Origin of the sequence: Neptuniibacter sp. 1_MG-2023, from assembly GCF_030547185.1 — a bacterium.
GTDB lineage: Bacteria > Pseudomonadota > Gammaproteobacteria > Pseudomonadales > Balneatricaceae > Neptuniibacter.
The window spans coordinates 220,044-245,449 of the sequence record NZ_JAUOQR010000005.1 but is presented as its reverse complement, the minus strand read 5'-3'; the positions used below and the strand labels follow the sequence as shown (position 1 = coordinate 245,449).

Genomic DNA, 25,406 nt, shown 5'->3' with positions numbered 1-25,406 from the left:
GTTTCACTTACCGGTCCAACAACGGTAATTGAAGGTAATACGACAACACCTTATACCATCAGTGTTGATCAGCCAGCAGGCGATGTTACTACACCGATCACTGTGACTTTCACCTACAGCGGTGTAGCCGTTGATGGAACAGACTTCACCGGCCAAGCTAGCGTTCAGATCCCAGCAGGTAGCAACTCAAACACGTTCACGATCGATACCTTAGATGATGTGTTAGCGGAAGGTGCAGAGAGCTTCACTATTGCGATCGATACCATTACCGATACTAACTTCGAGCATATTGCTGAAGATGCGACCAATAACAGTGTTGAAACGCAGATCACTGATAATGATCACGTACCTGTAGCTGTTGATGATCCAGAGGGCGTTCCAATTTCGGGTGGTCTTGCATCTGAGTATTATGGTTATCGCGAAGGTATTGATGGTGGCAACTTAGCAACTCTGCAAGAAGTTAAAGATTATGTGGCTGCGAACGACGCTGAGATCACATTCACATCGACTCAAATTAACTATGGGTATACAGATACTAATAGTAATAATCGTTATGACACTGGTGAAGCAGAAGGCAACGGTGATCTTGCTGATGATGTTGCTGCATCGGGTGGTGTTCCGTCCAATCTTGAGTGGTTCTTGAAACAGGATGCCGCTTCGATCGAAGGTACTAGTACAGAAGAGGCTACAGACGGTGTGATTCATATGTCAGGGTTGATTGATATTCCTGCCGATGGCTCGTATACGTTTGATGTTCACCATGATGATGGGTTTGTAATCTATATTGATGGGGTTGATATTTTTGAATATGACACTATCACATCACCAACAGAATCAATTAAAACCGTTGATTTAACCGGCGGTCAGCATACCGTTGAGGTTTATTATTGGGATCAAGGTGGTCAGTATATATTTGACCTACAGCTACTTGATTCAAGTGATAACAATGTATGGGTAACGGAGAATCTATCTACACCAGTAAGCTCTCCTATCACTACTAATGAAGAGACCGCTGTTCTTATTGATTTAGATGATAATGATTTTGATGCTGATGGTGATTTGGATCCAGATTCCATTGTTATTCAGTCTAACCCCGGGAATGGCAGTGTTGTTGTAAATGGTGACGGTACAGTTACTTATACGCCGAACGCTAACTTTTATGGTGTAGATACCTTTACATACACTATTAAGGATTTTGCAGGCCATGAATCGAATGTAGCGACAGTGACTGTTGCTGTTAATCCTATTAATGATATACCTCAGCTTTCTGTTCAAGGACCGTTGAGCTTATCTGAAGAAGCTATCCCATCTATAGGGGTGCTTGAGGCTGATGATAGTGGAGATACCGCTAGCGCTTCTGGTGTAATTACAATCGTCGATCCGGATAACTCCGACTTCGCTATTAGTTTGTCAGGCCCTACAGGGGTTACTTCTGATGGAAGTCCTGTGACTTGGACATGGGTTGCTGATACAGATGAGTCCAACTCAATACAGGGTGTTTTAACAGGTACTAGTAGTGCTGGCGTAGATGTAGCCACTGTAACTTTGAACGACACAGTAGATAATGGAAATGGAAACTATAGCGCTCAGTATGACGTTAATTTATTAGCAGGAATCGATCATGAGACTGCTAATGGTGAAAATAATGAGACACTAACATTTGAGGCAACGGTATCTGATGGTTTATCAGCCCCTCAGTCTGTTAACTTAGTTGTTAATGTGGAAGATGATACGGTTAACGCGTTTGATATCACGCAAAGCTTGGTTGGTGAGCAAGATACGATTACCACTAACTTGGTTCTTGTGTTAGACCGTTCAGGTAGTATGGCTGATGATTTTTATAATGACGGTTTATATTACTTAGAGATTGCCCGTGACGCCTTAAAGCAGCTGATTGATTCTGCTGATGGGGCAGGAAATGTCAATGTCATGATTGTGGATTTCTCGAGTAATACGGATAGTAGTGGCTGGGTTGTTGATGATGTTGCAGCCGCTTATGAGTATTTAGATAATATTATTGCAAATGGCGGCACTGAGTACGATACCGCGTTAAATTCAGTAATGTCTGAATACCAGTTAACTACACCGCCACCCGCTGATCAGACCTTTAGTTATTTTGTAACTGATGGTGTGCCTAACAATAGCCATAGCGTTGATAGCAGCGTCACTTATACGCCTGAGGGAAGCTCTTCATCGTTAAGTGGCCCAGAAGCTTGGGAAGCCTTCCTTGACGATAGCGGAATTACTGAGTCTTACGCGATCGGTATTGGTAACGTTTTAAGTAATAGTAGCAGTGCTATTAACCATCTAAACGATGTTGCCCATTCGGCTGATACTGCTTACGTAGATGCTAACGATAGCAATACAGCAGAAGAGAATACTATATTGCTCTCTGACCCTAATGATCTTGCGAATGCGCTCCTCGAAGCCTTTAGCAATGACTCGATAACAGGTACCGTTGAAAGTACCTTAGGGGCTGCGGGTAATAGTGGTTTCTTGCTTGGCGCTGATGGCGGGCAGGTTGTTTCTATTACGATTAACGATGTTAAATACAGCTATGATCCTGATACTGACGTTATGAGTGCCGACCCTGTGGTTAGTCTTACTGGCTTAGTGTCGGGCGCTAATAATGAGATCCTTACCGTTGAAACAGATATTGGTGGGGATATGATGTTGAACTTTATAACAGGTGAATATAGTTACAGTATTACTGTTACTACGGCCTTGTTAGGCTCGCAAGAGTTGTTTGATCTTCAGGCGATAGATAATGATGGTGATGAAGCTACACTTGCAATGAAGTTAGATCTTGATTTCACGGCGCAGCTTGATGCAAATCGTGACAATGTAATTACGAATGTCGCGGATGGCACCCCAGTAGTTATTCCCGAGATCGCTATCATACATAATGATCAAGAGGATGGCGGAGTTATTACGAGTGTTGATAATGCTCTTGGTGGGATTGTTAATGATGCGGGTGATATTATTTTCACTCGAGGTGGCGGACTGTCTGAAAGTGACTTCTCTACCTCTACTGCAGCAGCCATTATTACTGAGGATGAATCAGCCAGTCCTAATAATACAATGGCGAATGCGGTTGATATGACGGATCGGAGCTTGTTTAGTTCGAATAACTCTAACTTGTCCGGATTAAATCAGTCGGGCTATGCAGCAGCCTTTATCGGTCAGCTAAGTTCTTCAAACGATGAAGATTGGTTTGAGATTACCTTGGCTGAAGGGGAGAGCATCCACTTCGATATTGATAATGCTTCTATAAATACTAGTGTTAGTGTTTATGATGCACAGGGTAACTTTGTAACAACCATTGGGGAAAATAATGGTAGTGCTTACGATGATTACACTGCTGATGCTGATGGCAATTATTTTGTCAAAGTTGATAGTCCAAATAATGGTGTTGGTTCCTATGAGTTGTATATGGCTATTGATACATCTGATGCGGACTATACCGCTGCCTCATTCGAATACACATTAGGCTCATCAGGATCTGCGAATACAGATTCTACGATTGTTGATATCACTACAGTGTCAGGTAACTCACTGGTCGGAACAGAGTTCGATGATATCTTATTAGCAGGTACAGGCGATGACAGCTTGTCTGCTGGTGATGGCGATGATGTGCTTATTGGTGGCGAAGGTAATGACATTCTAACGGGTGGAGCAGGTGAAGATCTGTTTGTTTGGTCTAAATCTGATTTAGGTACAGGCACTAACCCAACAGTTGATCAGATTACTGATTTTAATACTGCAGAGAATGATGTAATCGACCTGTCTGATGTTCTATCTGATGGATCGCATACACTAGATGCCGTTATGAACTCTGGTCATTTGCAGCTAACTATTACTGACTCTTCCTCAAATGAGGTTGTGCAACGGGTGGATGTGAATAACTTATCCGTTAGTAATGATGCAGAAGCTCAGAATCTACTAACGACCTTGTTAACCAGTAACAATATTGATGATGGCATTGTTTAATTCAGTGCTAATCAAGTGAAATAAAAAGCACCCGAATCGGGTGCTTTTTTTTATCTAAAAATAATATTAATCAATAGGATAGCGTTTCTTCATTTTTGAACCCCTTTTACCCCTTATCCCTATGCGATTTTTCCGTTAGAATCGGTGGTTATTATTCAAAAAATAACGCTGCGGATTAACGCTGAATGCTTTTTAATAAACTTCCTGATGATCTGTTCTTACCTTTGTCGGGTCAAAATCGGCAGGTATATCAGGCTGTACTCACCTCATTGGCTGATCTGTTCTTCGATGAAGACCTTGTAGACCCGTTTGTTCCTAAAGATTTAGTACGTTCGACTATTGAAGCTGCTGTAGTCAGGCTCGGTGTTAGACGTTGGGAGCCTGAAGAAGGGGATACCGAGGAGGAACAGCAAGAAGTACCTCGCTCAACGGCGGAATATACTAGCCGTATTTATCGCAGGCTAGTGTCCACCGGATGGTTGGAAGAGGAGCAGCGTATCTACCGTGTGTATGTCCTACTCTCTCCAGCAAATAGCTTTTTACTGCGTACTTTAGTTTCTATCGCTAACTTAGAGAAAAGAAGCTATGGCGGGGCCGTACTGAACGTCTTGAGCTCTTTAGAGTCTGCGGTTAATGACCCTGTTGGGCGTGGTATTACTCTATCTGAGGCTGCGCAGACCGCTGCTGATTTCAGTGCTCATTTAACGGATATGATGCTTGGGTTGCGCGAACTGAAGATTAATTTGTCGCTCACTAATAACCCGCAAGAGATTGTGCGTAACTTTTTTGATCGATTTGTAGAGCATATACTGGTTTCTGACTACAAAACTTTAAAGACAAAAAACAATCCGTTCCGCTTCCGTCAGCAAATTTTATCTCTGTTGAGAGAGCTACAGTTCGATACCATTAAATTACAACAACTGATTATGCACTATCAGCAGCAGTTTGAAGTGGATATTCATGACGCTGAAGCGCGTGTGCATCAACATATTAATCGTATTATCCGTATTTTTGATTCGGTTGATCAACGCTTGGCCACAATTGATGATTTTCGTTACCGTTTGGAAAAACGGGTTTCGGATACCGTGCGTTATATGGATAAAACGACGCCTGGGATGGCTTCGCGGTTGTCCCGTGTTATTGCAGATATAGCGCAAAAAGATGGTCGTGAGATACCTAGGGTCAAGAGTTTAGAAACGGTTGGTTTTCTGGCCCCTGGCAGTGTACGTGCGCCGATTAAACGTCGTGTCGCTGCTGAACCACGGGTGATTACAAAGCAAGAGATTGATCCTAAAGTTTTATATTTACGTCAGCTCTTTAAAGAATATAAGGAGCGTCGAGAAGTTAAAATTGATCGCGTCGAAGCTTATCTTGAACGTCATCTGATTGGACGAGATAAGGCAGCTGCGAAAGATTTTGAAATTGATTCCATAGAAGATTACATCTGTTTTAGTTACATCAGACATATGAAGTCCATGGGCAAAAAAGCGAGAAAAACCAGCGATCGTTACGATATTAGTTTTAACGAAAACTACGTTAACGTTGCCGATATGGTTGAGTGTCGGGACTTTTGCATAACAAGAAAAGAGCATTCAAAGGACGTTTTAAATGCTAGGTGATCTGCAGAAAATTATTGGTCGTAGCGATCAATACCAAGCGAGTGATTTCAGCCGTGCGGCGAATCAACTGCTGACAAATCAGTTCCTTTATGCGGAACGTCCAGGGCATAGAGAAAGCTATTTCTTAGTCTCTTCACATGTGGATTACTTTACCAATCTTTTTGAAGCGATTGGTTGGAGCTTTGTCCATCAACCGGACGAAGCCTATATGGGGATTTTACCTAAAGGCGAAGAGCGCTTTATGCGGTTACGTCTTGATGAATCTTTATTACTGTTATGTATTCGTCAGCAATATGAACAACGTTTAGAGAATTTCGAGGTCGAAGGTGGACAAGCTTATACCAGCACAGATGAGTTATTGACGCTGTATGAGAACCTGACGCGTAAAGAGATTCCAAACGAAACACGATTAAAAGAAATATTGTCTTTATTCTCTCGTCATGGGGTCATTGAACGTGGCAAGCCGGATGAGATGGAACCTAAGAATATTCCATTGAAGATTAATCCAGTTATTCGTCAAGTAGTAGTAGAAGACTTTATCCGTCAGTTAGAAGGTCTCTGTGATCAAGATGAACAGGATATAGACGCAGATTCTATTACCGACGAACAGGATGAGTCTGATAAGGCCGAAGCGATTGATGAAGTTGAAGCATCAACAACCTCAGCTGAACCGGAAGAAGCGATGACTGAACAAAGCAGCATGGATGACGAGGTAACAACACCATGAAGCAGCTAAACCGTATTATCATGGTTAACTGGTATGTGTTAGGTGCAGTTGAAATACCGATTAAAGGTAATGTTGCTGTTGTTGGACCAAACGGCTCCGGTAAATCGTCACTTTTGGATGCAATTCAAACTGTATTGATGGGTGGTAATAAACGGCATTTAAGTTTCAACGCTTCTGCTGGGGAGAAAAGTGAACGTAGTCTTAGAACTTACTGTTTAGGTTTTTTAGATGATGATGGCAAGAAAAACACGGCCCGTCAGGATTCGCTTTGTTATTTAGCACTGAGCTTTTTCGATACAGAAACGGCTAAAGAAACAACCGTAGGGCTTGCGATTAGTGCCTCTACGGCTGCGGCGGATGAAGATATATTAGGGCGTTTTATTTTACCGGACTGCGCTGTATCGCTAGATGATTTCACTGAAAAAACAAGTGAAGGGCGTTTACCTAAATCTTGGGAGCATGTGCGCGGACATCTATTAAAACAGTGCCCGGAGATGATCCTAGAGAAGCGCTCTAGTCGGTTTGTCAGGGAGTTAGTAACACATTTAAGTTACGACCCAGAGATGCCGAATGATGATGATAAATTCGTTAAAAACTTTAAGAACGCACTAAAGTTCGTCCCAATCGATAGCCCTACACGCTTTATCCGTGAATTTGTACTTGATGAGAATATCGTACATGTAGGAGCGTTTCGTAAGTCTCTGGATGAATATAGAGCGATGGAGACGAAAACCCGCGAAGTTGCTAACCGTATTGGCGAGCTTGAAAAAGTTCAGGAGCTTTGTAGCGGTATCCAGCGTAATGTTAAAAATGCCCTCGAATATGAGTGGGTGGTACATGAAACGCGTTTTGAAAATGCAGACCTTAAAAAAGAGGATGCAGCTGAGCGTTTAGAGGATAATCAGGAAAAAGAAGTTGAGCTACAAAAAGAGCTTGAAAGTAAGAGTGATGAGCTTAACCAGATTATGCAGAATTTGGCTGATGCCCGAGCTGAATTAAATACCTCAGATTCTGCGCATAAAGTGAAAGCTCTCGAATCCTCCATCACTGCAAAAACCCATGAAGTTAATGTTGTGAAAGAGCGAATTCAGGCAGTCTATAGCTTGATGCGAACAACTGTTGGGTTTGCTGAAAATTCAGAACTATTACCCAATAAGTTCGTCCCCGTTGTGGAGCAGTGTGTTGCTCAATGGCGTTCAGGACAGGATATTATGGCGGACTTATGGCCACAGTCACCGGTTGAGGTTGATAATGTTCTGGATAACCTGAAGCAACAGATAGAGGGTGTTCGCCGTGAAGTATCTAGACGCTATGAACACTCTGTCATTCGTATTAATGAGTTACGTTCAGATATTCAAAACCAGAAAAATGCGGTTGAGTCCCTGCGCCAAGGTCATGCACCTGTACGCCGAAATACGCGTGAGTTGATGGAACTGCTGCAGGAGTACGGTATTGAATCAACACCTATCTGTGAATTAGCAGATATCAACGACGATAAATGGCGTATTGCTATTGAGTCCTTCTTGGGGGCACGTCGAGAAGCGTTGATTGTTGATCCTGATCGGGTCAAAGAGGCGATTACGCTTTATCGCCGTAAAGGTCGTCATCTTAAAGGATGCCGAATTGTTAATACGACTAAATCAGGTGAATGGCTCAGCCGTTATAAAGCCGGATCTTTAGCGCACTTTATTGATACAGAGAACGATCATGCTCGGGCGTATATGAACCGTGCATTAGGCGGCGTTATGGCGGTTGAAACTGAAACCGAGCTGCTTCGCCATGAACGAGCCTTAACTTATGATTGCATGTTGCAAACAGAAGGCTCGACAACAGCGATCAATGAACAGCAGCCGATTATGGGTATCCGTCGTCGTTCTGATCAAGCCGCTTTGCAAGGTAAGCAAGTGGATCAATTGATTACTGAATTCTCTGAATTGGGTAAAAACCATGATGCACTAGAAAAATTACGTGATGCGTTAATTACCCTAAATAACGGCTTAGATAATGTTAATGAGCGTGTATTCGATCTCGTTAATCAGCGTGAGCAGCTAACGACCGAGATCGATGGTCAGCGTCAAGCAATCACTGATCTACGCAATCAAGATGATACCGGTATTCAGCAGCGTATCGCTGATTGCGTTGCAGAGCAGAAAGAAACTGAACAGATGCAGCGTTCACTAATGGATAAGTTGCAGAAAGTACGTACCTCTATTATCAAAGATAATGCAACCTTAGAAGTGCTTGATACTGAGTTAGAAGAACACGCAGTTGCCCGCACTAAGTGTGAGGCCAGTGAAGACTATGATGCACAATCAGCCCAAGAGAAACGTGACTATCTAGATGAAAGCTGTTCAGGTGAATTAGAGCGCATTATCTTTGAAGCGGCAAAGAAAGCTCAGTCTGAGCTCTCTCTGCATGAGAAAAAGAAAAATGCCGTACGTGATGGTGTTGCGCAATATAAAGCTAAATACCATGGTGGCGGTTTAAGCCATCAGCAGTTGGATAAAGTAACGCCGGACTCTAGTCATGAAGAATTAGCCGCGTTTGTGGATGAAACGGTGCAAGCACTTAAAGATTCTGAGTTGGCTAACTACAGTCAAAAAGCAGAGCGTGCTCGTTTAGAAGCTGAAACGGCTTTCCGTTCGGACTTTGTCGCCCATTTGAATGACCAAATAAATAAAATAAAAGATCTTATTCGTGAGTTAAATCAACATCTTAAAGGCCGTCCTTTCCATAAAGAGATGTATAGCTTTGAGATGATGCCTAACCCTGAACTGAAAGATATTCTGGAACTGGTAGAAGCCTATACGCAGATGGATTCTGCAAATGTTGGTTCACTGTTTGATCTTAAATTTGACAGTGATAAGCCTCATAAAGACGCGTTAGCGAAAATTCATGAAGTGTTAAAAGATGAAGGGGAGAGTAGCCTGTTACAAGACTACCGAAACTTCTATAACTTTGAGTTAGTCGTTAAAGACCTTGATGGTAATCGGAAAACAACATTAACTCAGCGTATAAAAACCGGTTCCGGTGGTGAGCATCAGGTACCGTTTTATGTGGCGATCGCAGCTGCACAAGGGGCGACTTACCGTCTGCGAGAAGGTAGTGACGGTCAACCTCTAGGTGGTATGAGTCTTTCAGTATTTGATGAAGCGTTTAATAAACTTGATTCAGAAAATACCGTAACTTCCCTTGGCTTTATGAGTGATTTAGGTCTGCAGACTATTATCGCAGCGCCGGATGAAAAGTACTCATTACTAAGTTCATGTATGGATACCATTATCAACGTTTGTCGTGATGGACGAGTGGTAGACTTAGATGTAGAGTTCCCTACTCAACGGGGACGGGAGCTTCTTAATTCAGATAACCCCTTGAAAATGATCGCTGACTTAGAGCCTGATGCTGCAATAGATTTGGTTGAGTCTTAGCCGCTAATGTAGTGAGCTAATGTAGATAAAAAAGGCGCTTTTGGCGCCTTTTTTATTATTGGAGATGGGCTGTTAATTTGTTTTTCGTTTAAGGCGAGGCGATGGCCAATGTAGTTGAGGGACTAAGCTAATGAATGATCGCTTTCCTCGAAAAATATGTAAGCGTCCAGCATGCATTTTCCCTATACAGCGTTCAGTGGGATCTAAAAGTATAAGTTTAAGCTCATTGATAGTTGGGGGCGAGAGGTTTGAAAGTGGCTTTTGTTCGTTTTTCAAATCAGAAAATTGCTGGTTACTGATCAACTGATTAAGTGTTATCGCATCCCAAATATCCGGTAAAGCCATTAAAGGCTCCAGCAGTCCTAAACGTGCGGGTGTTATTATGCCGCGCTCTCGACTGAAATATTTTCGGACGCTTAGGTCTGTGTGGACTTTTAATAATGAGTTGTCGCGAACATTACTACTAAAATCCATCTCTTCAAGGCCCAAAATAATTGTTTTGAGGTTCCAATTACAACCTTTAATTAACTGCCAAACAGGCTCCATACTAGTTCTTGAACCCAAGCTATATTTGATGGCATCGTGGGCTAAGGTCGTATTAGGTAAAAGAGTGATGATTAAAAAAGTGGATTGGAAGTCTAATAAGCATTCAGGCGTTTCAATAAAACAGTAGGGCGTTTCCCTACGACAGAAAGCCATCCATTCATCACGTGTGTTAAGTTGTTGAAGTACTGGGATAATCACTGTTAAAGCCTAAAACGAATGTTGTTTTCTATACGGGTCAAGAGTAGTAGGCTAAAAATCCACATCGACTGGGTGTAAACTCCGTCTCTTTGCCCCTAGAGGGAAATTTATGAGCTGTTATGATGGGTATAAAACCACAACCGTTTGTTACTGCGAGTATAACGAAAGCAAAGGATAAGAACCATGAAGTTGCTGAACCGTTCAGCGTTTGTTGTGCTACCGCGAGAACCCTTTGCAAATTGGACCAATAGTCTTGATGTGGATGCCGATGGTTTACATCAGTGCTTATCTCTAGAGGAGCAAAGGCGGGAAGGTACTGTATATCTTATCGCAGAGGTAAGCTCCGAAGCTGATTTTAGCAAAGCATTAGAAGCCCAGTGGTTGCAGATTTTTCAAAATGAACTCTCTGCGTGGGACGAATTAGGGGATTGTTGGCCCCATGAACTGACCTATGAATCATTTAAGCAATGGTTTGATGTTTATCCACAGATTATGGCGATAGATTTAAGTTCACAACCATTAATGATGGCGAATTTAGACGAACTTTAAGCGTTAACGTTTGTTTGATCTTTTTGGAGTATATAGATGGAACAACCAGTAAATCCTTATGGGCTGCGTATGCACCCTATGCGAGATACATTATACAGTGAGTTACATTCTCGCCCCTTTCAGGTGATTCAAAGCCCTGCTCGAATTACTCACTTAGCCGTTATGTGTGATGAGGAAGAGAGTCAGCAGCAATTTGAACATCTTAAAGAGTTGTACCATCATTTTGGAATTACACCGCCACTAGTTGATGAGCTTTGTTATCACTGTGATTTTGATAAGTTACGGATACGACGTGAAAAACATATGGAGTTCACGACCTATACCTTTATCAATACAGATATAGAGCAGGGTGGGAACCCTTTTGAAATTACCGGCTTAACCCCTCTGCCTGAAGGCTGGTTGGCGGATATTCCAGGTACCGTGATGTGTGCTTTCCATCTGTCAGTTGAGGATGCGCGTCAAACTCAAGAGTTAAACCTTCCTCTTGTTAAGCGTTTCTTTGAAGGGATGCGTTTAGTCGGAAGTAGCCCTCAAGATGGTGATGCTCGTGTTTGGACGACCTTTCAGACCCATGGTGATGGCTTTGGTCGTTTTCTTATCTATAACAAACAGATGAGTGATAGCCAGTTAGGACGATTAGTGCAAAGGATTATGGAGATTGAAGTCTATCGATTGATGTGTCTGCTCTCCTTACCTACTGCGCGCGAGATTAACCCTACACTAGGGGCTATGGATCAGAAATTAGCCGATGTAACTTATCATCTAGCCCATAGCAAGGATATTGATGAACAGGAGCTATTATCACGATTAACCGATATGGCTGCTTGGGTAGAAGATTGTAGAGCGAGAGCTACATTTAGGTTTAGTGCTACTTATGCTTATCATGATCTTGTCATTAAGCGTTTGGAAGAGCTAAGAGAAGACGAGGTCTCAGGACATTTAACAATTACAGAGTTTATGACACGCCGATTAACCCCAGCGGTTAAGACCTGTCGTGCTACCAGTAATCGGTTAGAAGATCTATCTCGGCGTATCGACCGTGTAGCTGAGATGATGAGAACGCGTGTTGAGTTATCCATACAGTCACAAAACCAAGATCTGTTAGCCTCAATGGATCAGCGCTCTAAAGTACAGTTAATGATGCAGCATACAGTGGAAGGTTTATCGGTTGCTGCCATTAGTTACTACACTATAGGCTTGTTAAAGTATCTCCTAGAGGCGCTTTATAACTCGGGTATTGAGTTAAATAAAGATCTGATTATGGGTATATCTGTGCCGGTTGTAATTGGCTTAGTGGCGTTTACAACACGGAAAATACATAAACGCTTTTTGAAAATGGCGATAGATCAAGTAGCCAAAGCAGAAAGTGAAAAGAAGGCCGAAAAATGAGTATTGCAGCAATTATTAAAACTAAGTTGGAAGCGGGATTATCTATTGCCCATCTAGAGATTGAAAATGAAAGTCATATGCATTCAGGGCCGGCAACCGATTCCCATTTTAAAGTGACGATCGTCTCTGAGGATTTTGCAGGTAAGCGCTTAGTTCAGCGTCATCAACTAATATATGGCTTGCTTGCAGAAGAGATGAAGCAACCAATACATGCTTTATCAATGCATTTGTTTACCCAGTCTGAGTGGCATAAAAAGGGAGAGACTGTTATGCCTTCCCCTAAATGTTTAGGGGGTTCAAAAGCAGATCATTAAGCTTAGAAAGCAAGGTGAAGTTGGTTAAGCTTAAGGCAAAGTTGTTTGAATCAGAGTGTTGATGCTTGTCAATGTTTTCAGTTAGGTAGAGGAGGAGACTGAAGACATAAAGAAGCAGAATAAATATAAGGGGAACCTAATGCCTATTGAACACCATGCTTTAATTAATGATTTTCCAGAGTACCGTGAACGTATTCATGACTTAAAAATGAAAGATGATCGGTTTGCTAGTCTTTTGGGTGAATACCATGAACTAACAAAGCATGTAGAGCATATGGAAGCGGAAATTGAAGCTGTTAGCACTCAGGTTGAAGAGGAAGCAAAAATAAAACGTCTGAAGTTAAAAGATGAGTTATTCGCCATGTTACAAGCCTAACCTTGTAATCGCTTAAAATGATAAAAGCCTACATTTAATAATGTGGGCTTTTTTGTTTATATGAAATGCATAAGCTCCGTTATACTGAGCCTATCTAGACGATAGGGAGCAAATGTGAAAAATTTTTATGATTGGCGGTATATACTCGATGTCGCTATGGAGCATCGACGAGAGTTAATAAAGGCAAATATTATTGCTCTATTCGCGGCTATTGCCTCTGTGCCTTTGCCTCTTTTCTTACCTCTGTTAGTCGATGAGGTCTTATTAAATAAACCTGGTTTTATCGTTGAAACTATCAATCCGCTCTTTCCGGATGATTGGTTAGGACCTGTGCTCTATATCAGCGTGATTTTAATAGTTACCTTATGTCTTCGTTTTATCGCCTTAATGTTTAATGTTTGGCAGGCGAGGCAATTCACTATTATCTCTAAAGATGTGACCTACCGCATTCGTGAGGGACTTTTACAACGCTTAAAACGCATATCTATGGCTGAGTACGAAACTCTAGGGAGTGGGACTGTTACCTCTTATTTTGTAACCGATTTAGATACGATTGACCGCTTTTTAGGTAGCTCCTTAAGCCGTTTGTTAATTGCCACATTATCAATCATAGGAACCGCTGCCATTTTATTATGGATGCATTGGCAGCTAGCCCTCTTTATTCTCTTTTTGAACCCCGTGGTTATCTATTTCACCACATCTATAGCTAAGAAAGTTAAACATCTAAAAGGGCGTGAAAATAAAGCCTATGAATTATTTCAGGCAGCCTTGACTGATACTCTAGATAATATTCAGCAGATTCGCGCCTGTAATCGTGAGCAACATTATTTATCACGTTTAATTGATGATGCCCGCGTTGTTAGAGATCGCTCTAGTGCTTTTGAGTGGAAGAGCGATGCTGCTAATCGTTTTGGCTTCGCTATTTTTATGGTGGGGGTGGATCTATTTAGAGCATTATCGATGTTAATGGTGGTGTTCTCAGATCTGTCTATTGGTGAAATGATGGCTGTCTTTGGTTATCTATGGTTTATGATGTCGCCAGTGCAAGAGATACTTGGTATCCAGTACAGCTTTTACAGTGCTCAGGCCGCTTTACAGCGAATTAATAGTCTATTGGGCTTGGCTCAAGAACCTGAATACTCTTTACAGCATAACCCGTTTGAAGGTAAACGAACTGTTTCTGTCAGTCTGCAAAATATCCATTTCAGTTATATGGATGATCAACCCATACTTAAAGGTGTCTCACTTAATATAGAAGCGGGACAAAAAATTGCTTTAGTTGGTGCAAGTGGTGGTGGTAAATCAACATTAGTACAAGTGCTGTTGGGGTTGTATCCGGCAAATGAGGGTGAGATATATTTTGATGGTATCTCTGTAAAAGAGATTGGCTTAGCCTGTGTTAGAGATAATGTAGCCACTGTTTTACAGCAACCCGCGTTATTTAATGGCACGATTCGCAGCAATTTAATGATGGGGCAAGACTTTAGTGAAGCTCAGCTATGGCAGGCATTAGAGGTGTCTCAACTAAAAGGTTTTGTGGAAAACCTTGAGAGCGGCTTGGATGAACGAGTGGGGCGCCAAGGCATACGTTTATCGGGAGGGCAACGCCAGCGCCTTGCCGTGGCACGTATGGTGCTTAGTGATCCTAAAGTTGTTGTGTTAGATGAAGCGACCTCAGCTTTAGATTCAGAAACAGAAACTTCATTACATCAAGCTTTAGAAACATTCCTGAAAGGTAGAACAACTATCATTATTGCTCACAGGTTAAGTGCTGTGAAACAAGCTGATCATGTTTACGTATTTGAAGATGGAAAAATATGTGAACAAGGGCAGCATGAAGAGTTAATAAACAATAATGGCTTGTATGCACGGCTTTATGGTGATTATCAATAAAGCGGTCTTAAGGTTGTATAATGCGTAAGCAGTTTGAGTGGCGAGAAGATAATAAAGTTGAACTACTAGTCGATGGTGAAAATTTCTTCCCTGTAATGTTGGCTGAGATCGAAAAAGCGCGATATAGCTTGTTACTGGAGTTTTATTTTGTCTCTTCTGGTGTGATTACGAGCCGTTTTGTTCAAGCACTGATTAGAGCTGCACAACGCGGTGTTATGGTTAAATTGATCATTGATGATTTTGGATCTTATCGCTTCTCCAATGCAGACCGTGATGTGTTGAAGGCAGTAGGCGTTGAAATCGTTGTCTATAACCCACTGCATGTGAGCAAATTTACTCGAAATTTTGCCCGTGATCATCGTAAACTACTTGTTGCTGATCAGCGCGTCGCGTTCATCGGTGGTACAGGGTTAAGCGATGTATACTGGTTAGCAGATGAAGCTGGTTGTCCTTGGCATGACCTCATGGCTCAAATTGAAGGACCGGTTGTAACAGACCTTGTCACTATGTTTAATGAATTGTGGCAACGTTGTACAGCACAGGTGCTTTCGCCTGGTGGTAGTCTGGAACAAAAAGGTAACTCGAAGGTCAGAGTATGTACTGTTCAGGGACTCTATCAACAGGATATAAAAGCGAGTTTTTTGAAAAGAGTGAACAGTGCCAATAATAATGTGTGGTTAATGACCGCTTATTTTTTACCCTCTTTTTCTATGCGACACGCTTTACGGCGAGCTGCAAAAAGGGGAATAGATGTGAAATTAATCATTGCTGGGCCCCATACCGATCAACCTTGGGTATTCCACGCTTCTAAACGATATTACAGTCGTTTATTAAAAGCGGGTGTACGGATTTTTGAATATCAACCGAGATTTCTTCATGCAAAAATGTCGGTGGTTGATAGCTGGGCGAGCATAGGTTCATGTAATTTGGATCATTGGAATTTACGTTGGAACTTAGAAGCGAATATTGAACTGCATGATGAACAATGTTTAGAACAGATGACTCAGTTATTTAATGATGATTTGCTTCATTGTCAGGAAGTAACATATGAAAACTGGTCAAAAAGACCATGGCATCGTCGATTAAAAGAGACCTTATGGGCATGGATCAGCCATTTGGTGCTTAAAATAAGATAGAGAAGGAAGTGGAATTATGAATAAATTTACAATTGCAGCGGCTTTAGCTTGTTCACTAGCACTTACTGGCTGTGTGAATAGTTTAAGTGGAGATACTTATTCTCGTAGTGAAGCGCGTCAAGTACAGCAAGTGCAGTATGGCGTTGTGCAGTCTGCACAGCTTGTTGTTATTGAGGGAACAAATTCAGTTGTGGGCGCAGGTGCTGGAGCTGTCGTGGGTGGCGTAGTAGGTTCTAATGTAGGTGGCGGTAAAGGGAAGACCATAGCAACTGTTTTAGGTGCAGTTGCCGGTGGTTTAGCCGGTAAGTCAGCTGAAGAATCACTAACTCAGACTCAAGGCCAAGAGGTTACTGTCCGCCTTGATAATGGCAATACTATTTCTGTTGTTCAGGAAGTTGCTGATGGTCCAATGTTTAGATCAGGTGATCGAGTACGTGTATTAACTGGAAGTGGTACTGCTCGCGTAACCTATTAATCTTCTAAAAAATCGATACAAGGGTGGGTGGCTTTGCTACTACCTTGTATCGATCTCTAAATAGACGCAGTTTTTTGAAAGCTTGTTCGTGATGATTGGCTGTTTAAATTAGTTTTTCTTAATTGTTACTGTGCATTTTCCTCTCATATAGATTGCTATAAGATGCATGTTTTTTAATAAGGCTTCTTTGTATATGCCCTGTAATCATCAAGCTCATATCGGATTAACTGACCCTAAAAGCCCAGAAAATGTAGGCGCTATAATGCGTGCTGCGGGATGCTATAACGCTGCATCGGTGAGTTATACCGGTAACCGTTTTAATAAAGCTCAAGAGCAGGGGCGCCGTTTACAAACTGATACACGTAATGCTGTTGAGCGGATCCCTTTAGAACATGTAGAGTCTTTTAAACAAGCTATACCTAAAGGAGCGCGGCCGGTTGCTATTGAACTGGTGGAAGGGGCAACATCGTTAATTGATTATCAGCACCCTGAAAATGCGTTCTATATTTTTGGCCCAGAAGATCGATCTATAGATAAAGAGATTGTGGCTTGGTGTGAAGATGTAATCTACATACCTACTGTTGGATGTATGAACTTGGCGGCGACGGTTAATGTAGTCTTATATGATCGGATCGCTAAGTTGGGGCCCAAAGCAGATGGGGATGAATTGATTCGTCGTTCGAGGGATCGTAATAATCAATTAAAAGTATAAAGTTGGCGCAGGCGTAAGGTAATTAGTAGCCCGCGCCTCTATTATTACTTCTCAGGTGCGTGGAAGTGTAGGTAAAGATCCACTAACAGCTCTGGAATTTGAGAGCACATTTCTGCACAAAGATTTTCGTCATCACGTATTTTGTTGATGTCATCTTCGTCAAATAGCTCAGACGCAACCATAATCGGTAGCAGCATTTGGGCTACATCATCGTCGGCTTTATTGGAAAACCAGTTGTCTTCCTGAGTAAATACACCCTCCATGAACGCCTGAGACCACCAAGCAAGAGGCGCAATATCTTCATCTTCTTCTGGATCTAAAGATAGTTCACAAGGAAGCTCGATCTCTCCATCACTGTAAAAGTTGGCCCCGATGCTGGCGTAGAAACGTTTTAGTAGGGACATAATCTCTTTTTCTTGAGCGTCTGATTCCCACTTAGGTGTCTCATCGAATACTAATTCTAGCCATGTCTCTTCTGCCAGCGGGGTTGGGCTGATATTTAAAGCACAGAAAAGACCGTGAACGCCAATAAGATCAAGACAGTCTTCTGATACGTGATCTGAATAAAGAAAATCATCCAATTGATCCAACTCAGCGTCGGTCAAGGTATTTGCAGTGTTGAGAGACATGAAACTATTCCATAAAAGATAATGAGGTTGATTTTAGCCTGCTAAGTAATAATTAGCAGCTTTTTTGTTTGTCCTAGATGACCTAATTGGAGTGACAAGCTGTCTAGCTTTCTGGATAATCCGTGCATGATTTCTAGCGCCCTTCAGATCTTAAAAGACGTATTTGGTTACGAACAGTTCCGTGAGCCTCAAGCTGAGATAGTTGAGACACTGGTTAATGGCAGCGATGCGCTGGTTATTATGCCAACAGGGGGAGGAAAGTCCCTTTGTTATCAACTTCCAGCACTGATTCGTCCAGGAACAGCGGTGGTTGTCTCGCCTTTAATTGCCTTGATGCAAGATCAAGTTACCGCGCTCTCCCAGTGGGGGATTAGAGCGGGTTGTTTGAATTCTAGCTTAGATTTTTCTTTAATCAATGAAACAGAGCATCAGTTAAGAGCGGGTGGTTTTGATCTTCTCTATATAGCGCCGGAACGTCTATTACAGCCAAGAACGCTCTCACTCTTGCAAGAGTGCCCTATCGCCCTGTTTGCGATTGATGAAGCGCATTGTGTATCTCAATGGGGTCATGATTTTAGGCCTGAATACCTACAACTCAGCCGATTAGCAGAATTATTTACGGGCGTCCCTCGCATTGCATTAACGGCAACCGCTGATCAACGTACCCAGCAAGAGATTGTTCACCGTTTGGCACTACATGAACCCGCTGAGTTTATTCAAGGCTTTGACCGGCCAAATCTTCGTTATCGAATTGGTCAGAAAGATAAAGCTAAGCAACAACTTCTTAAGTTTTTAAAGAATGAGCATCCTAAAGATTCCGGCATTGTTTATTGCCTTTCCCGTAAACGGGTAGAGGATACGGCTGAGTGGTTGAGTGAGCAGGGGTTTAATGCACTACCTTACCACGCCGGTTTGAGAACAGATCTGCGTAGCCATAATCAGCATCGTTTCCTGACCGAAGAAAATATCATTATGGTTGCAACCATCGCATTTGGTATGGGGATTGATAAACCTAATGTTCGTTTTGTTGCTCACTTAGATCTACCAAAAAGTATCGAAGCTTATTATCAAGAAACAGGCCGTGCGGGACGTGATGGTTTACCTGCGGATGCTTGGATGGTTTATGGTTTGCAGGATGTAATGTTTCTACGCCAAATGCTAGAAGGCTCACAAGCGCCGCTGGAACAGAAAATAGTCGAGCAGCAAAAGTTGGAAGCTATGCTGGGGTTGTGCGAAATAACATCATGTCGTCGGCAAGTCCTATTGAGCTATTTTGGGGAAGATGATCATGCTCCCTGTGGAAATTGCGATACTTGTTTAGAGCCTGTACCTGTATGGGATGGCACGGATGCGGCGCGTAAAGCTATATCTGCGGTTTATCGTTCAGGGCAGAGCTTTGGTGTAAACCATGTTGTGGATACATTATTGGGTAAACCTAATGATAAAACTGAACGTTTTCAGCATCAGAAACTATCTACTTGGGGTATAGGTAAAGATTTAGATAGAAACCAGTGGCGTTCGGTTTTTCGTCAACTGGTGGCACGTGGATTTTTAGGTGTGAATGTTGATCAGCACGGGGTTTTACACTTAACGGATCGTTGTCGTCCCCTATTGAAAGGTGAGGAGAGGATACAGCTACGTAAAGATCAGCGTCAGCATACGCCTTATCGTAAGAATCAAGTACCGCAAAGTAAATTAGAAGCGGCCGATTATGCTTTATGGAATGACCTTAAAGCTACACGTAAGCGTTTATCGGATGAACAAGATGTACCGCCCTATGTGATCTTCCATGATGCAACGTTGATGGAGATGGTGATGTATCGCCCACAAACCTCCGATCAGTTTAGACGTTTAAATGGCGTAGGTGAACGGAAGTTAGATCTGTATGGAGCTGATTTCATTAGTGTGATTGAGCAACATGAGGGTAGTGGTAAGGATGAGGTTGCAAGCCAAGCTCAAGAATCGGTTTTGCTTTATAAAAGTGGTATGACCGTTGATCAAGTTGCACGCCAGCAGCATCTATCTGCCAATGCTATTTATGCTCATCTAGCGCAGTCTATTTTGAAAAAGGAGTTGGCTGTAGATGATGTTATTGAATTACCGAGTAATGAATTCAAAAATATTGAACAGGTCATCTTAGAGTGTCAGCACGAGTATGGCCATGCTTTAAAGCCGGTCTATGATGCTTTGGCCGGAGCTTATGAGATGGGTGTATTGCGTTGTATTAAAGCAAGTATGGATGCCTTGTGAGTGAGGAGCTTAGTTTAACGGCACTGTTTATCAGTGGTTTTATTTCAGCTACTTTATTACCTGGTGGTTCTGAGGTTTTGTTAGCTTGGCAGCTAAATGAAAACATACATAGTGCTACCAGTTTATGGCTAGCTGTAACGGCGGGAAATGTATTAGGTGGTGTTGTTACTTTCTTGATGGGGCGAGGGATAGCGCACTATTTTCCGCTACGTGTTTTTGATAAGCCGCGTCAGCAGAAGGCCCAGAGTTGGATAAAAAAGTACGGCGCCTTCTCTTTGCTTTTATCTTGGTTACCTATCATTGGAGACCCTATCTGTTTCATGGCCGGATGGTTGAAAACAGCTTTTATTTTAAGTGTACTAATGCTTACACTAGGGAAAGCAGTACGTTATCTGATTATTGTTGGCTTGTTTTAAAGCGGTTTAGATAAAAAGTAGGATCTTAAGTCATGTCACAGCGAACGCTATGGGGTAAATTGAGATTAACGATTTTAATCTTAGTGCTATTGGTTGTGGCGTTAAATGCTTGGCTCTCTCAGGTTCGTTCTACGGATTGGCAGGAGTCATTATGGGTGGTTATTTATCCTATTAATTCAGATCAACGGGCAGATACTCAGCAATTTATTAACGGATTGAGTGATAAAGATTTTGATGATATTGAACAATTTGTTAGCCGTGAAGCAAAACGCTACGGTATCGTTTTAGATCAGCCCGTTGAGGTTTATCTAGCGCCCCCTTTACCTAAAGACCCACCAAAACCACCTGAACAATCCAGTATTTTAGAGAGCGTAATATGGAGTCTTCATCTTCGCTATTGGGCTTGGAACAATAACAGTTGGCAAGGACCTAGTGCTGATGTGCAAGTGTATCTGCGTCTCTTTTCTCCTCGAAACCATCAGGTTTTAGAGCATTCTCTTGGTCTACAAAAGGGGATGGTGGGTGTCGTTAATGGTTTTGCCAGTAAGGATTATCAAAGGCAAAACGATTTTATTATCGTCCATGAGCTATTACATACTCTTGGTGCAACGGATAAATATGATCTACATAATAACCAGCCCATTTGGCCTGAAGGTTACGCTGATCCAAATCTGTCGCCTTTGCTGCCACAACTTCAAGCTGAAGTTATGGGAGGGCGCATCCCTGTTGAAAAAAGGTTCTCGGTTATTCCTAGTAGCTTAGAGGATGTTGTGGTGGGTGATGAGACAGCAAAAGAGATAAATTGGATAAAATAGCCCCCCTTTTTTTACTTAGCTTAGCGATAACTGTTTATTCCGCTGATTGTGCCTGTTCGAGCGCGTTGACTATGTCATTTTCAAGTTCAATTAATAGGGCTTGGGCGGGGCTGCTTGGCTTCTGTTGACTAGGTCTTAGAAAAAGCACTGTGGTGTTACTGTTTTTATGTAGCAAGGTTACTGATAGAGGGCATAATGCAGCCATCTCAGGGTCTTTATTAAGGATTTGATTAACATACCAAGGATTGCAAAATACTAAGCTTTGAATCTCTTCATAGCCATTTTGGTTATATTGATCACCCCAGCGTTCTTTAAAGTGATTAAGAGAGCTACCTATATTAGGTTCAAAAATCACAAAAAATTTATTGGCATCAAGTGATTGACTGATTTTATCGTAATTTCCCTCAAAATCACCTTCCATCTCTAACTTAAAAACCGGCGAAGCTATGGACATTGGGCTTAAAGTCGTGATTGTAAATGCAAAACAGATGAGGATAACTTTTCTGGCTAAACGGTTCATGATTAATTTGCCTTAAGATGTCTGATACAGGTTTATTTATATTTCTTTATAGCAGGGATTCCTTGAAAGTGTATCACTTAAAATGTTGATGTATAATTCGCGACCATCAAAGTATTGATGCTCATCTCAATTGAATCTAACCGAACTGAATCAGTTCCATGGCCGTGTCAGTAATGAACTCAAATAGTACGCCTGAAATACATAATCTTACATCTGCTGAGCTTGATTCTGCCGAACAGAAAAAGCTAAAAGTCCGTCAAAATAAGCTGCAGAAGCGACTACGTCGTGAGATGGGTAAAGCTATTGAAGATTTCAATATGGTTGAGGAAGGGGATAAAGTGATGGTCTGCCTCTCAGGCGGTAAAGATTCATACGCTATGCTTGATATCCTAATGAACTTGCAACGTAGTGCGCCGATTAATTTTGAGTTGGTCGCTGTGAACTTGGATCAAAAACAACCGGGTTTTCCTGAAGAAGTTTTACCTGCTTATTTAGAAACTATAGGCGTGCCGTTTCATATATTAGAGCGGGATACCTACTCGATTGTGAAAGAGGTTGTACCTGAAGGAAAAACAACCTGTGCGCTTTGCTCTCGTTTACGTCGAGGTTCGTTGTATGGCTTTGCTGAAGAGATTGGTGCGACAAAAATTGCGTTAGGCCATCACCGTGATGATATTTTGGAAACCCTTTTCCTGAATATGTTTTATGGTGGTAAATTAAAAACGATGCCGCCAAAATTAGTGTCGGATGATGGTAAAAATACAGTGATCCGTCCTCTCGCTTATGCTCGAGAGAAAGATATAGAAGCTTATGCTGAACTAAAAGGTTTTCCTATTATTCCGTGTAACCTTTGCGGTTCGCAGGAAAATCTTCAACGTCAGGTTATCAAAGAGATGTTGCAAACGTGGGATAAAAACTTCCCTGGTCGTATTGAAACAATGTTTCGCTCTTTACAGCATGTTGTGCCTTCGCATTTGGCTGACACTGAACTATTCGATTTTAAAGGTCTTCAGCAGGGCTACCCTCACGGTATAGTACCTGGAACTGAAACCCCAACCTTTAAACCTGAGATGCCGGTAGATGCGAGTGAAGCAGTACAATCTTACAATCCACAGAAGATTGATCTTCTGTCGTTGTAGTTCTATTTTTTGGCGTTTCGCGTTACTTATCTAAGTGACGGACTTTTGTAAATGTCCTAAATTGACGGTTATTAGTCATTGAGGACATTTCACCTCTAAGAGATACTGGCTCCATCTTATTGGAGGTATCTTATGAAGATCATCGTTGCTTTAGGTTATCAGGATTGCCAGATTCTTGATCTGACCGGGCCGTTGCAAGTGTTTGCTTCGGCTAATCAGGCACTAGGTTATGAAGCGTATCAACTTAAAATTGTTGGTGTAGATACGCATCCCATTTGTACCAATTCTGGTATGAAAATTTTACCCGATTTAGCGTTTTCTGATCTGATGGATGCGGATACCTTATTGTTATCAGGGGGGCGAGGGGTTAAAACCCTTCTCCATAATGATGAACTTATTGACTGGGTAAAGCAGAGTGCTAAGCGGGTTAATCGAATTGCTTCGGTTTGTAGTGGCGCTTTTCTATTAGCGGAAGCTGGATTGCTCAAAGGTAAGAAAGCGGTCACACATTGGAAGTCTTGCTCTTTACTCGATAAAAACTATGAGGATATCGAGGTTGAGAATGATGCTATCTGGCTTAAACAAGGGAATCTTTATACATCGGCAGGCGTTACATCGGGGATTGATTTAGCGTTGGCGCTTGTTGAAGAGGATTTTGGCCATGGGATTACTATGGATGTTGCTCGTGAGCTGGTGGTTTTTGTTAAACGTCCGGGCGGGCAGGCGCAATTTAGTACCCAATTAAATGCCCAGAATAAAGCCACAGGGGTTGTGGCTAAAGCACAGGCTTATATACAAAAAAACTTAGATAAATCCCTAGGATTGGCTCTGTTAGCTGAGTACTGCTGCGTTAGTGAGCGACATCTCTTTCGGCTTTTTAAAGAGAGTTGTGAGAGCTCGCCCGCGGCTTATATAGAGAGTAGTCGCTTGAACTTAGCACAACAGTTAGTGTGTGAAGGGAGGCTCAGTTTTCAACAAGTTGCTGAGCGTTGTGGATTTGTCTCTGCTGATAATTTAAGACGTGTTTTTTTGAGGCGCTTAGGTGTTAACCCTCGGGAATACAAAGAACGTTTTGGGACATACTCGTTGAGTAACGAAGTAGGGATAGATTAATGAATAAGAATGTTTTTTTACTCTCCGTATGCCAAGCGCTGCTGACAACGGGCAATGTTTTATTGGTGTCTGTCGTTGCGTTGATTGGTCAAAGTCTAACGGTTAATCCCAGTTTAGCAACGTTCCCCGTCGCCACTCAGTTTTTAGGCTTAATGGCAGCGACAATTCCAGCGTCCTTAATTATGAAGCGTATAGGGCGTAAAAATGGATTCTATTTAGGTAATTGTGTTGGTATTTTAGGCTCTATTGTATGTATCTTTGCATTAACCGCGGACCTGTTTTACTTGTTTTCATTAGGCACATTTTTGCTCGGTATTGGCATAGGGTTTGGTACCTTATATCGCTTTGCTGCTGTGGAAGTCTGCGCGGATGAACAGAAAAGTAATGCGATATCTTTTGTTATGGCTGGTGGTGTACTTGCTGCGATTGTAGGCCCTCAGTTAGCGATTTATAGCCAGACCTATTTCGGTGAGTTTGAATTTGTTGGGGCGTTTATCGGTTTACTTGCACTCTATACTATAGCGTTGTTGATGCTCTTTTTTACTGAGCTCCCATGTGAGCAAGAACAAAATACTTATGCGCCCCAGCGGCCGTTAAAAGAGATTGCCTCTCAGCCTGTATTTATCGTGGCAGTGATTGTTGCGATGGTCAGTTATGTCGTCATGAACCTGTTAATGACTGCAACACCATTAGCCATGGTTCGGTGTGGTTTCACCTTTCCTCAAGCGGCTCAGGTTATTCAATGGCATGTGCTTGGGATGTTTGCGCCATCATTTTTTACGGGGGGATTAATTAATCGTTTTGGTATCTATCCTATCATGCATTTAGGGGCCTTATTTATGCTGGCCTGTATAGGCATAAACCTTACCGGTGTTAGTGAATGGCATTTTTGGACTGCGTTACTCTGTCTAGGTATTGGGTGGAATTTTATGTTTATTAGCGCGACTCAGTTGTTTACTACAGTCTATAAACCCGCTGAGAAGGCTAAATCTCAAGCAAGTAATGAGTTCATTGTTTTTGGTATGGTAGCAGTTACTGCATTATCTTCTGGTTGGTTAGAGATGACATTAGGTTGGCAAGCAATGAATTGGATCGTATTGCCGCTAGTGTTATGGTCTATAGGGGTTATTTTCTATATTGGTCAACAGCGTAAAGTCGTAAATAATTGAGGT

21 protein-coding genes are annotated in these 25,406 nt (G+C 42.1%); 18 read left to right on the top strand and 3 right to left on the bottom strand.

Annotated features, from left to right (window positions below; translation table 11 throughout):
- The 4 genes from Q4492_RS08455 to Q4492_RS08440 form a co-directional block, all read left to right on the top strand.
- The coding region (locus Q4492_RS08455) for an Ig-like domain-containing protein (RefSeq protein WP_303416899.1) at positions 1 to 3,990 on the top strand (3,990 nt) is incomplete at its 5' end.
- Positions 3,991 to 4,175: 185 nt separating this feature from the next.
- A complete protein-coding gene (locus tag Q4492_RS08450; RefSeq protein ID WP_303416897.1) occupies positions 4,176 to 5,609 on the top strand; it encodes a Wadjet anti-phage system protein JetA family protein in 1,434 nt (477 codons plus the stop codon).
- Positions 5,599 to 6,336 carry a DUF4194 domain-containing protein gene (locus Q4492_RS08445; protein WP_303416896.1) on the top strand — a complete coding sequence of 246 codons (738 nt, stop codon included), beginning with the start codon at positions 5,599 to 5,601 and terminating at the stop codon, positions 6,334 to 6,336. Before Q4492_RS08450 ends, Q4492_RS08445 begins: the two co-directional genes overlap by 11 nt.
- Positions 6,333 to 9,764 (top strand): SbcC/MukB-like Walker B domain-containing protein, encoded by a 3,432-nt coding sequence (locus Q4492_RS08440; RefSeq protein WP_303416894.1) that lies wholly within the window; start codon positions 6,333 to 6,335, stop codon positions 9,762 to 9,764. Before Q4492_RS08445 ends, Q4492_RS08440 begins: the two co-directional genes overlap by 4 nt.
- A 72-nt stretch (positions 9,765 to 9,836) precedes the next feature.
- Here Q4492_RS08440 and Q4492_RS08435 read toward each other — a convergent pair whose 3' ends face one another.
- The gene (locus Q4492_RS08435) at positions 9,837 to 10,508 is read right to left on the bottom strand and encodes a hypothetical protein (protein WP_303416892.1); all 672 of its coding nucleotides are present in this window, start codon (positions 10,506 to 10,508) and stop codon (positions 9,837 to 9,839) included.
- Between the two features lie 183 nt (positions 10,509 to 10,691).
- Here Q4492_RS08435 and Q4492_RS08430 point away from each other — a divergent pair, with 183 nt between their 5' ends.
- The 8 genes from Q4492_RS08430 (at position 10,692) to Q4492_RS08395 (ending at position 17,352) form a co-directional block, all read left to right on the top strand.
- Complete coding sequence (locus Q4492_RS08430) at positions 10,692 to 11,057, top strand: hypothetical protein (RefSeq protein WP_303416890.1); 366 nt, start codon at positions 10,692 to 10,694, stop codon at positions 11,055 to 11,057.
- Between the two features lie 36 nt (positions 11,058 to 11,093).
- The gene (locus tag Q4492_RS08425; protein WP_303416889.1) at positions 11,094 to 12,446 is read left to right on the top strand and encodes a DUF3422 family protein; all 1,353 of its coding nucleotides are present in this window, start codon (positions 11,094 to 11,096) and stop codon (positions 12,444 to 12,446) included.
- Positions 12,443 to 12,760, top strand: a complete 318-nt coding sequence (locus tag Q4492_RS08420; RefSeq protein ID WP_303416887.1) for a BolA family transcriptional regulator — start codon at positions 12,443 to 12,445, stop codon at positions 12,758 to 12,760. Before Q4492_RS08425 ends, Q4492_RS08420 begins: the two co-directional genes overlap by 4 nt.
- Before the next feature lie 139 nt (positions 12,761 to 12,899).
- Entirely contained in the window at positions 12,900 to 13,136 is a 237-nt protein-coding gene (locus Q4492_RS08415; protein ID WP_067864184.1) for a YdcH family protein, read from the top strand.
- 114 nt (positions 13,137 to 13,250) lie between these two features.
- Positions 13,251 to 15,029: an ABC transporter ATP-binding protein gene (locus tag Q4492_RS08410; protein WP_303416885.1), complete on the top strand. Its 1,779-nt coding sequence runs from the start codon at positions 13,251 to 13,253 to the stop codon at positions 15,027 to 15,029.
- Between the two features lie 20 nt (positions 15,030 to 15,049).
- Positions 15,050 to 16,165 (top strand): phosphatidylserine/phosphatidylglycerophosphate/cardiolipin synthase family protein, encoded by a 1,116-nt coding sequence (locus tag Q4492_RS08405; protein ID WP_303416884.1) that lies wholly within the window; start codon positions 15,050 to 15,052, stop codon positions 16,163 to 16,165.
- A 16-nt stretch (positions 16,166 to 16,181) separates the two neighbouring features.
- Positions 16,182 to 16,640, top strand: a complete 459-nt coding sequence (locus Q4492_RS08400; RefSeq protein WP_303416882.1) for a glycine zipper 2TM domain-containing protein — start codon at positions 16,182 to 16,184, stop codon at positions 16,638 to 16,640.
- A 193-nt stretch (positions 16,641 to 16,833) separates the two neighbouring features.
- Positions 16,834 to 17,352 carry an RNA methyltransferase gene (locus Q4492_RS08395; protein ID WP_303416881.1) on the top strand — a complete coding sequence of 173 codons (519 nt, stop codon included), beginning with the start codon at positions 16,834 to 16,836 and terminating at the stop codon, positions 17,350 to 17,352.
- A gap of 44 nt (positions 17,353 to 17,396) precedes the next feature.
- Here Q4492_RS08395 and Q4492_RS08390 read toward each other — a convergent pair whose 3' ends face one another.
- Complete coding sequence (locus Q4492_RS08390; protein ID WP_303416879.1) at positions 17,397 to 17,981, bottom strand: YecA family protein; 585 nt, start codon at positions 17,979 to 17,981, stop codon at positions 17,397 to 17,399.
- A 126-nt stretch (positions 17,982 to 18,107) separates the two neighbouring features.
- On the opposite strand from Q4492_RS08390, the gene recQ reads away from it, so the two are divergent.
- Genes recQ through Q4492_RS08375 form a run of 3 tightly spaced genes read left to right on the top strand, consistent with a single transcriptional unit; the run spans position 18,108 to position 21,462 of the window.
- On the top strand, positions 18,108 to 20,231 hold the full coding sequence (gene recQ, locus Q4492_RS08385; RefSeq protein WP_303416878.1) for a DNA helicase RecQ: 2,124 nt from the start codon (positions 18,108 to 18,110) through the stop codon (positions 20,229 to 20,231).
- Entirely contained in the window at positions 20,228 to 20,647 is a 420-nt protein-coding gene (locus tag Q4492_RS08380; protein WP_303416876.1) for a YqaA family protein, read from the top strand. Before recQ ends, Q4492_RS08380 begins: the two co-directional genes overlap by 4 nt.
- Positions 20,648 to 20,679: 32 nt before the next feature.
- Positions 20,680 to 21,462, top strand: a complete 783-nt coding sequence (locus Q4492_RS08375; protein WP_303416874.1) for a hypothetical protein — start codon at positions 20,680 to 20,682, stop codon at positions 21,460 to 21,462.
- 34 nt (positions 21,463 to 21,496) lie between these two features.
- Here the strand turns inward: Q4492_RS08375 and Q4492_RS08370 are convergent, their stop codons facing one another.
- Positions 21,497 to 21,982 (bottom strand): DUF302 domain-containing protein, encoded by a 486-nt coding sequence (locus tag Q4492_RS08370; RefSeq protein ID WP_303416873.1) that lies wholly within the window; start codon positions 21,980 to 21,982, stop codon positions 21,497 to 21,499.
- 173 nt (positions 21,983 to 22,155) lie between these two features.
- On the opposite strand from Q4492_RS08370, the gene ttcA reads away from it, so the two are divergent.
- From ttcA to Q4492_RS08355, 3 genes are all read left to right on the top strand, one after another.
- On the top strand, positions 22,156 to 23,121 hold the full coding sequence (ttcA, locus tag Q4492_RS08365) for a tRNA 2-thiocytidine(32) synthetase TtcA (protein WP_303416906.1): 966 nt from the start codon (positions 22,156 to 22,158) through the stop codon (positions 23,119 to 23,121).
- A 132-nt stretch (positions 23,122 to 23,253) separates the two neighbouring features.
- Positions 23,254 to 24,234 (top strand): GlxA family transcriptional regulator, encoded by a 981-nt coding sequence (locus tag Q4492_RS08360; RefSeq protein ID WP_303416871.1) that lies wholly within the window; start codon positions 23,254 to 23,256, stop codon positions 24,232 to 24,234.
- The gene (locus tag Q4492_RS08355) at positions 24,234 to 25,403 is read left to right on the top strand and encodes an MFS transporter (RefSeq protein WP_303416870.1); all 1,170 of its coding nucleotides are present in this window, start codon (positions 24,234 to 24,236) and stop codon (positions 25,401 to 25,403) included. The genes Q4492_RS08360 and Q4492_RS08355 overlap by 1 nt, the downstream gene beginning before the upstream one ends.
- Positions 25,404 to 25,406 lie beyond the last annotated feature (3 nt).

Bases quoted from the DNA above. Each gene is read 5' to 3' on its own strand.
- Q4492_RS08370 (WP_303416873.1), bottom strand. From the start codon at position 21,982: ATGAACCGTTTAGCCAGAAAAGTTATCCTCATCTGTTTTGCATTTACA.
- Q4492_RS08395 (WP_303416881.1), top strand. From the start codon at position 16,834: ATGCCCTGTAATCATCAAGCTCATATCGGATTAACTGACCCTAAAAGC.
- Q4492_RS08445 (WP_303416896.1), top strand. From the start codon at position 5,599: ATGCTAGGTGATCTGCAGAAAATTATTGGTCGTAGCGATCAATACCAA.
- Q4492_RS08420 (WP_303416887.1), top strand. From the start codon at position 12,443: ATGAGTATTGCAGCAATTATTAAAACTAAGTTGGAAGCGGGATTATCT.
- recQ (WP_303416878.1), top strand. From the start codon at position 18,108: ATGATTTCTAGCGCCCTTCAGATCTTAAAAGACGTATTTGGTTACGAA.
- Q4492_RS08405 (WP_303416884.1), top strand. From the start codon at position 15,050: ATGCGTAAGCAGTTTGAGTGGCGAGAAGATAATAAAGTTGAACTACTA.
- ttcA (WP_303416906.1), top strand. From the start codon at position 22,156: ATGAACTCAAATAGTACGCCTGAAATACATAATCTTACATCTGCTGAG.
- Q4492_RS08390 (WP_303416879.1), bottom strand. From the start codon at position 17,981: ATGTCTCTCAACACTGCAAATACCTTGACCGACGCTGAGTTGGATCAA.
- Q4492_RS08375 (WP_303416874.1), top strand. From the start codon at position 20,680: ATGTCACAGCGAACGCTATGGGGTAAATTGAGATTAACGATTTTAATC.
- Q4492_RS08450 (WP_303416897.1), top strand. From the start codon at position 4,176: ATGCTTTTTAATAAACTTCCTGATGATCTGTTCTTACCTTTGTCGGGT.
- Q4492_RS08400 (WP_303416882.1), top strand. From the start codon at position 16,182: ATGAATAAATTTACAATTGCAGCGGCTTTAGCTTGTTCACTAGCACTT.
- Q4492_RS08360 (WP_303416871.1), top strand. From the start codon at position 23,254: ATGAAGATCATCGTTGCTTTAGGTTATCAGGATTGCCAGATTCTTGAT.
- Q4492_RS08415 (WP_067864184.1), top strand. From the start codon at position 12,900: ATGCCTATTGAACACCATGCTTTAATTAATGATTTTCCAGAGTACCGT.
- Q4492_RS08425 (WP_303416889.1), top strand. From the start codon at position 11,094: ATGGAACAACCAGTAAATCCTTATGGGCTGCGTATGCACCCTATGCGA.
- Q4492_RS08440 (WP_303416894.1), top strand. From the start codon at position 6,333: ATGAAGCAGCTAAACCGTATTATCATGGTTAACTGGTATGTGTTAGGT.
- Q4492_RS08430 (WP_303416890.1), top strand. From the start codon at position 10,692: ATGAAGTTGCTGAACCGTTCAGCGTTTGTTGTGCTACCGCGAGAACCC.
- Q4492_RS08355 (WP_303416870.1), top strand. From the start codon at position 24,234: ATGAATAAGAATGTTTTTTTACTCTCCGTATGCCAAGCGCTGCTGACA.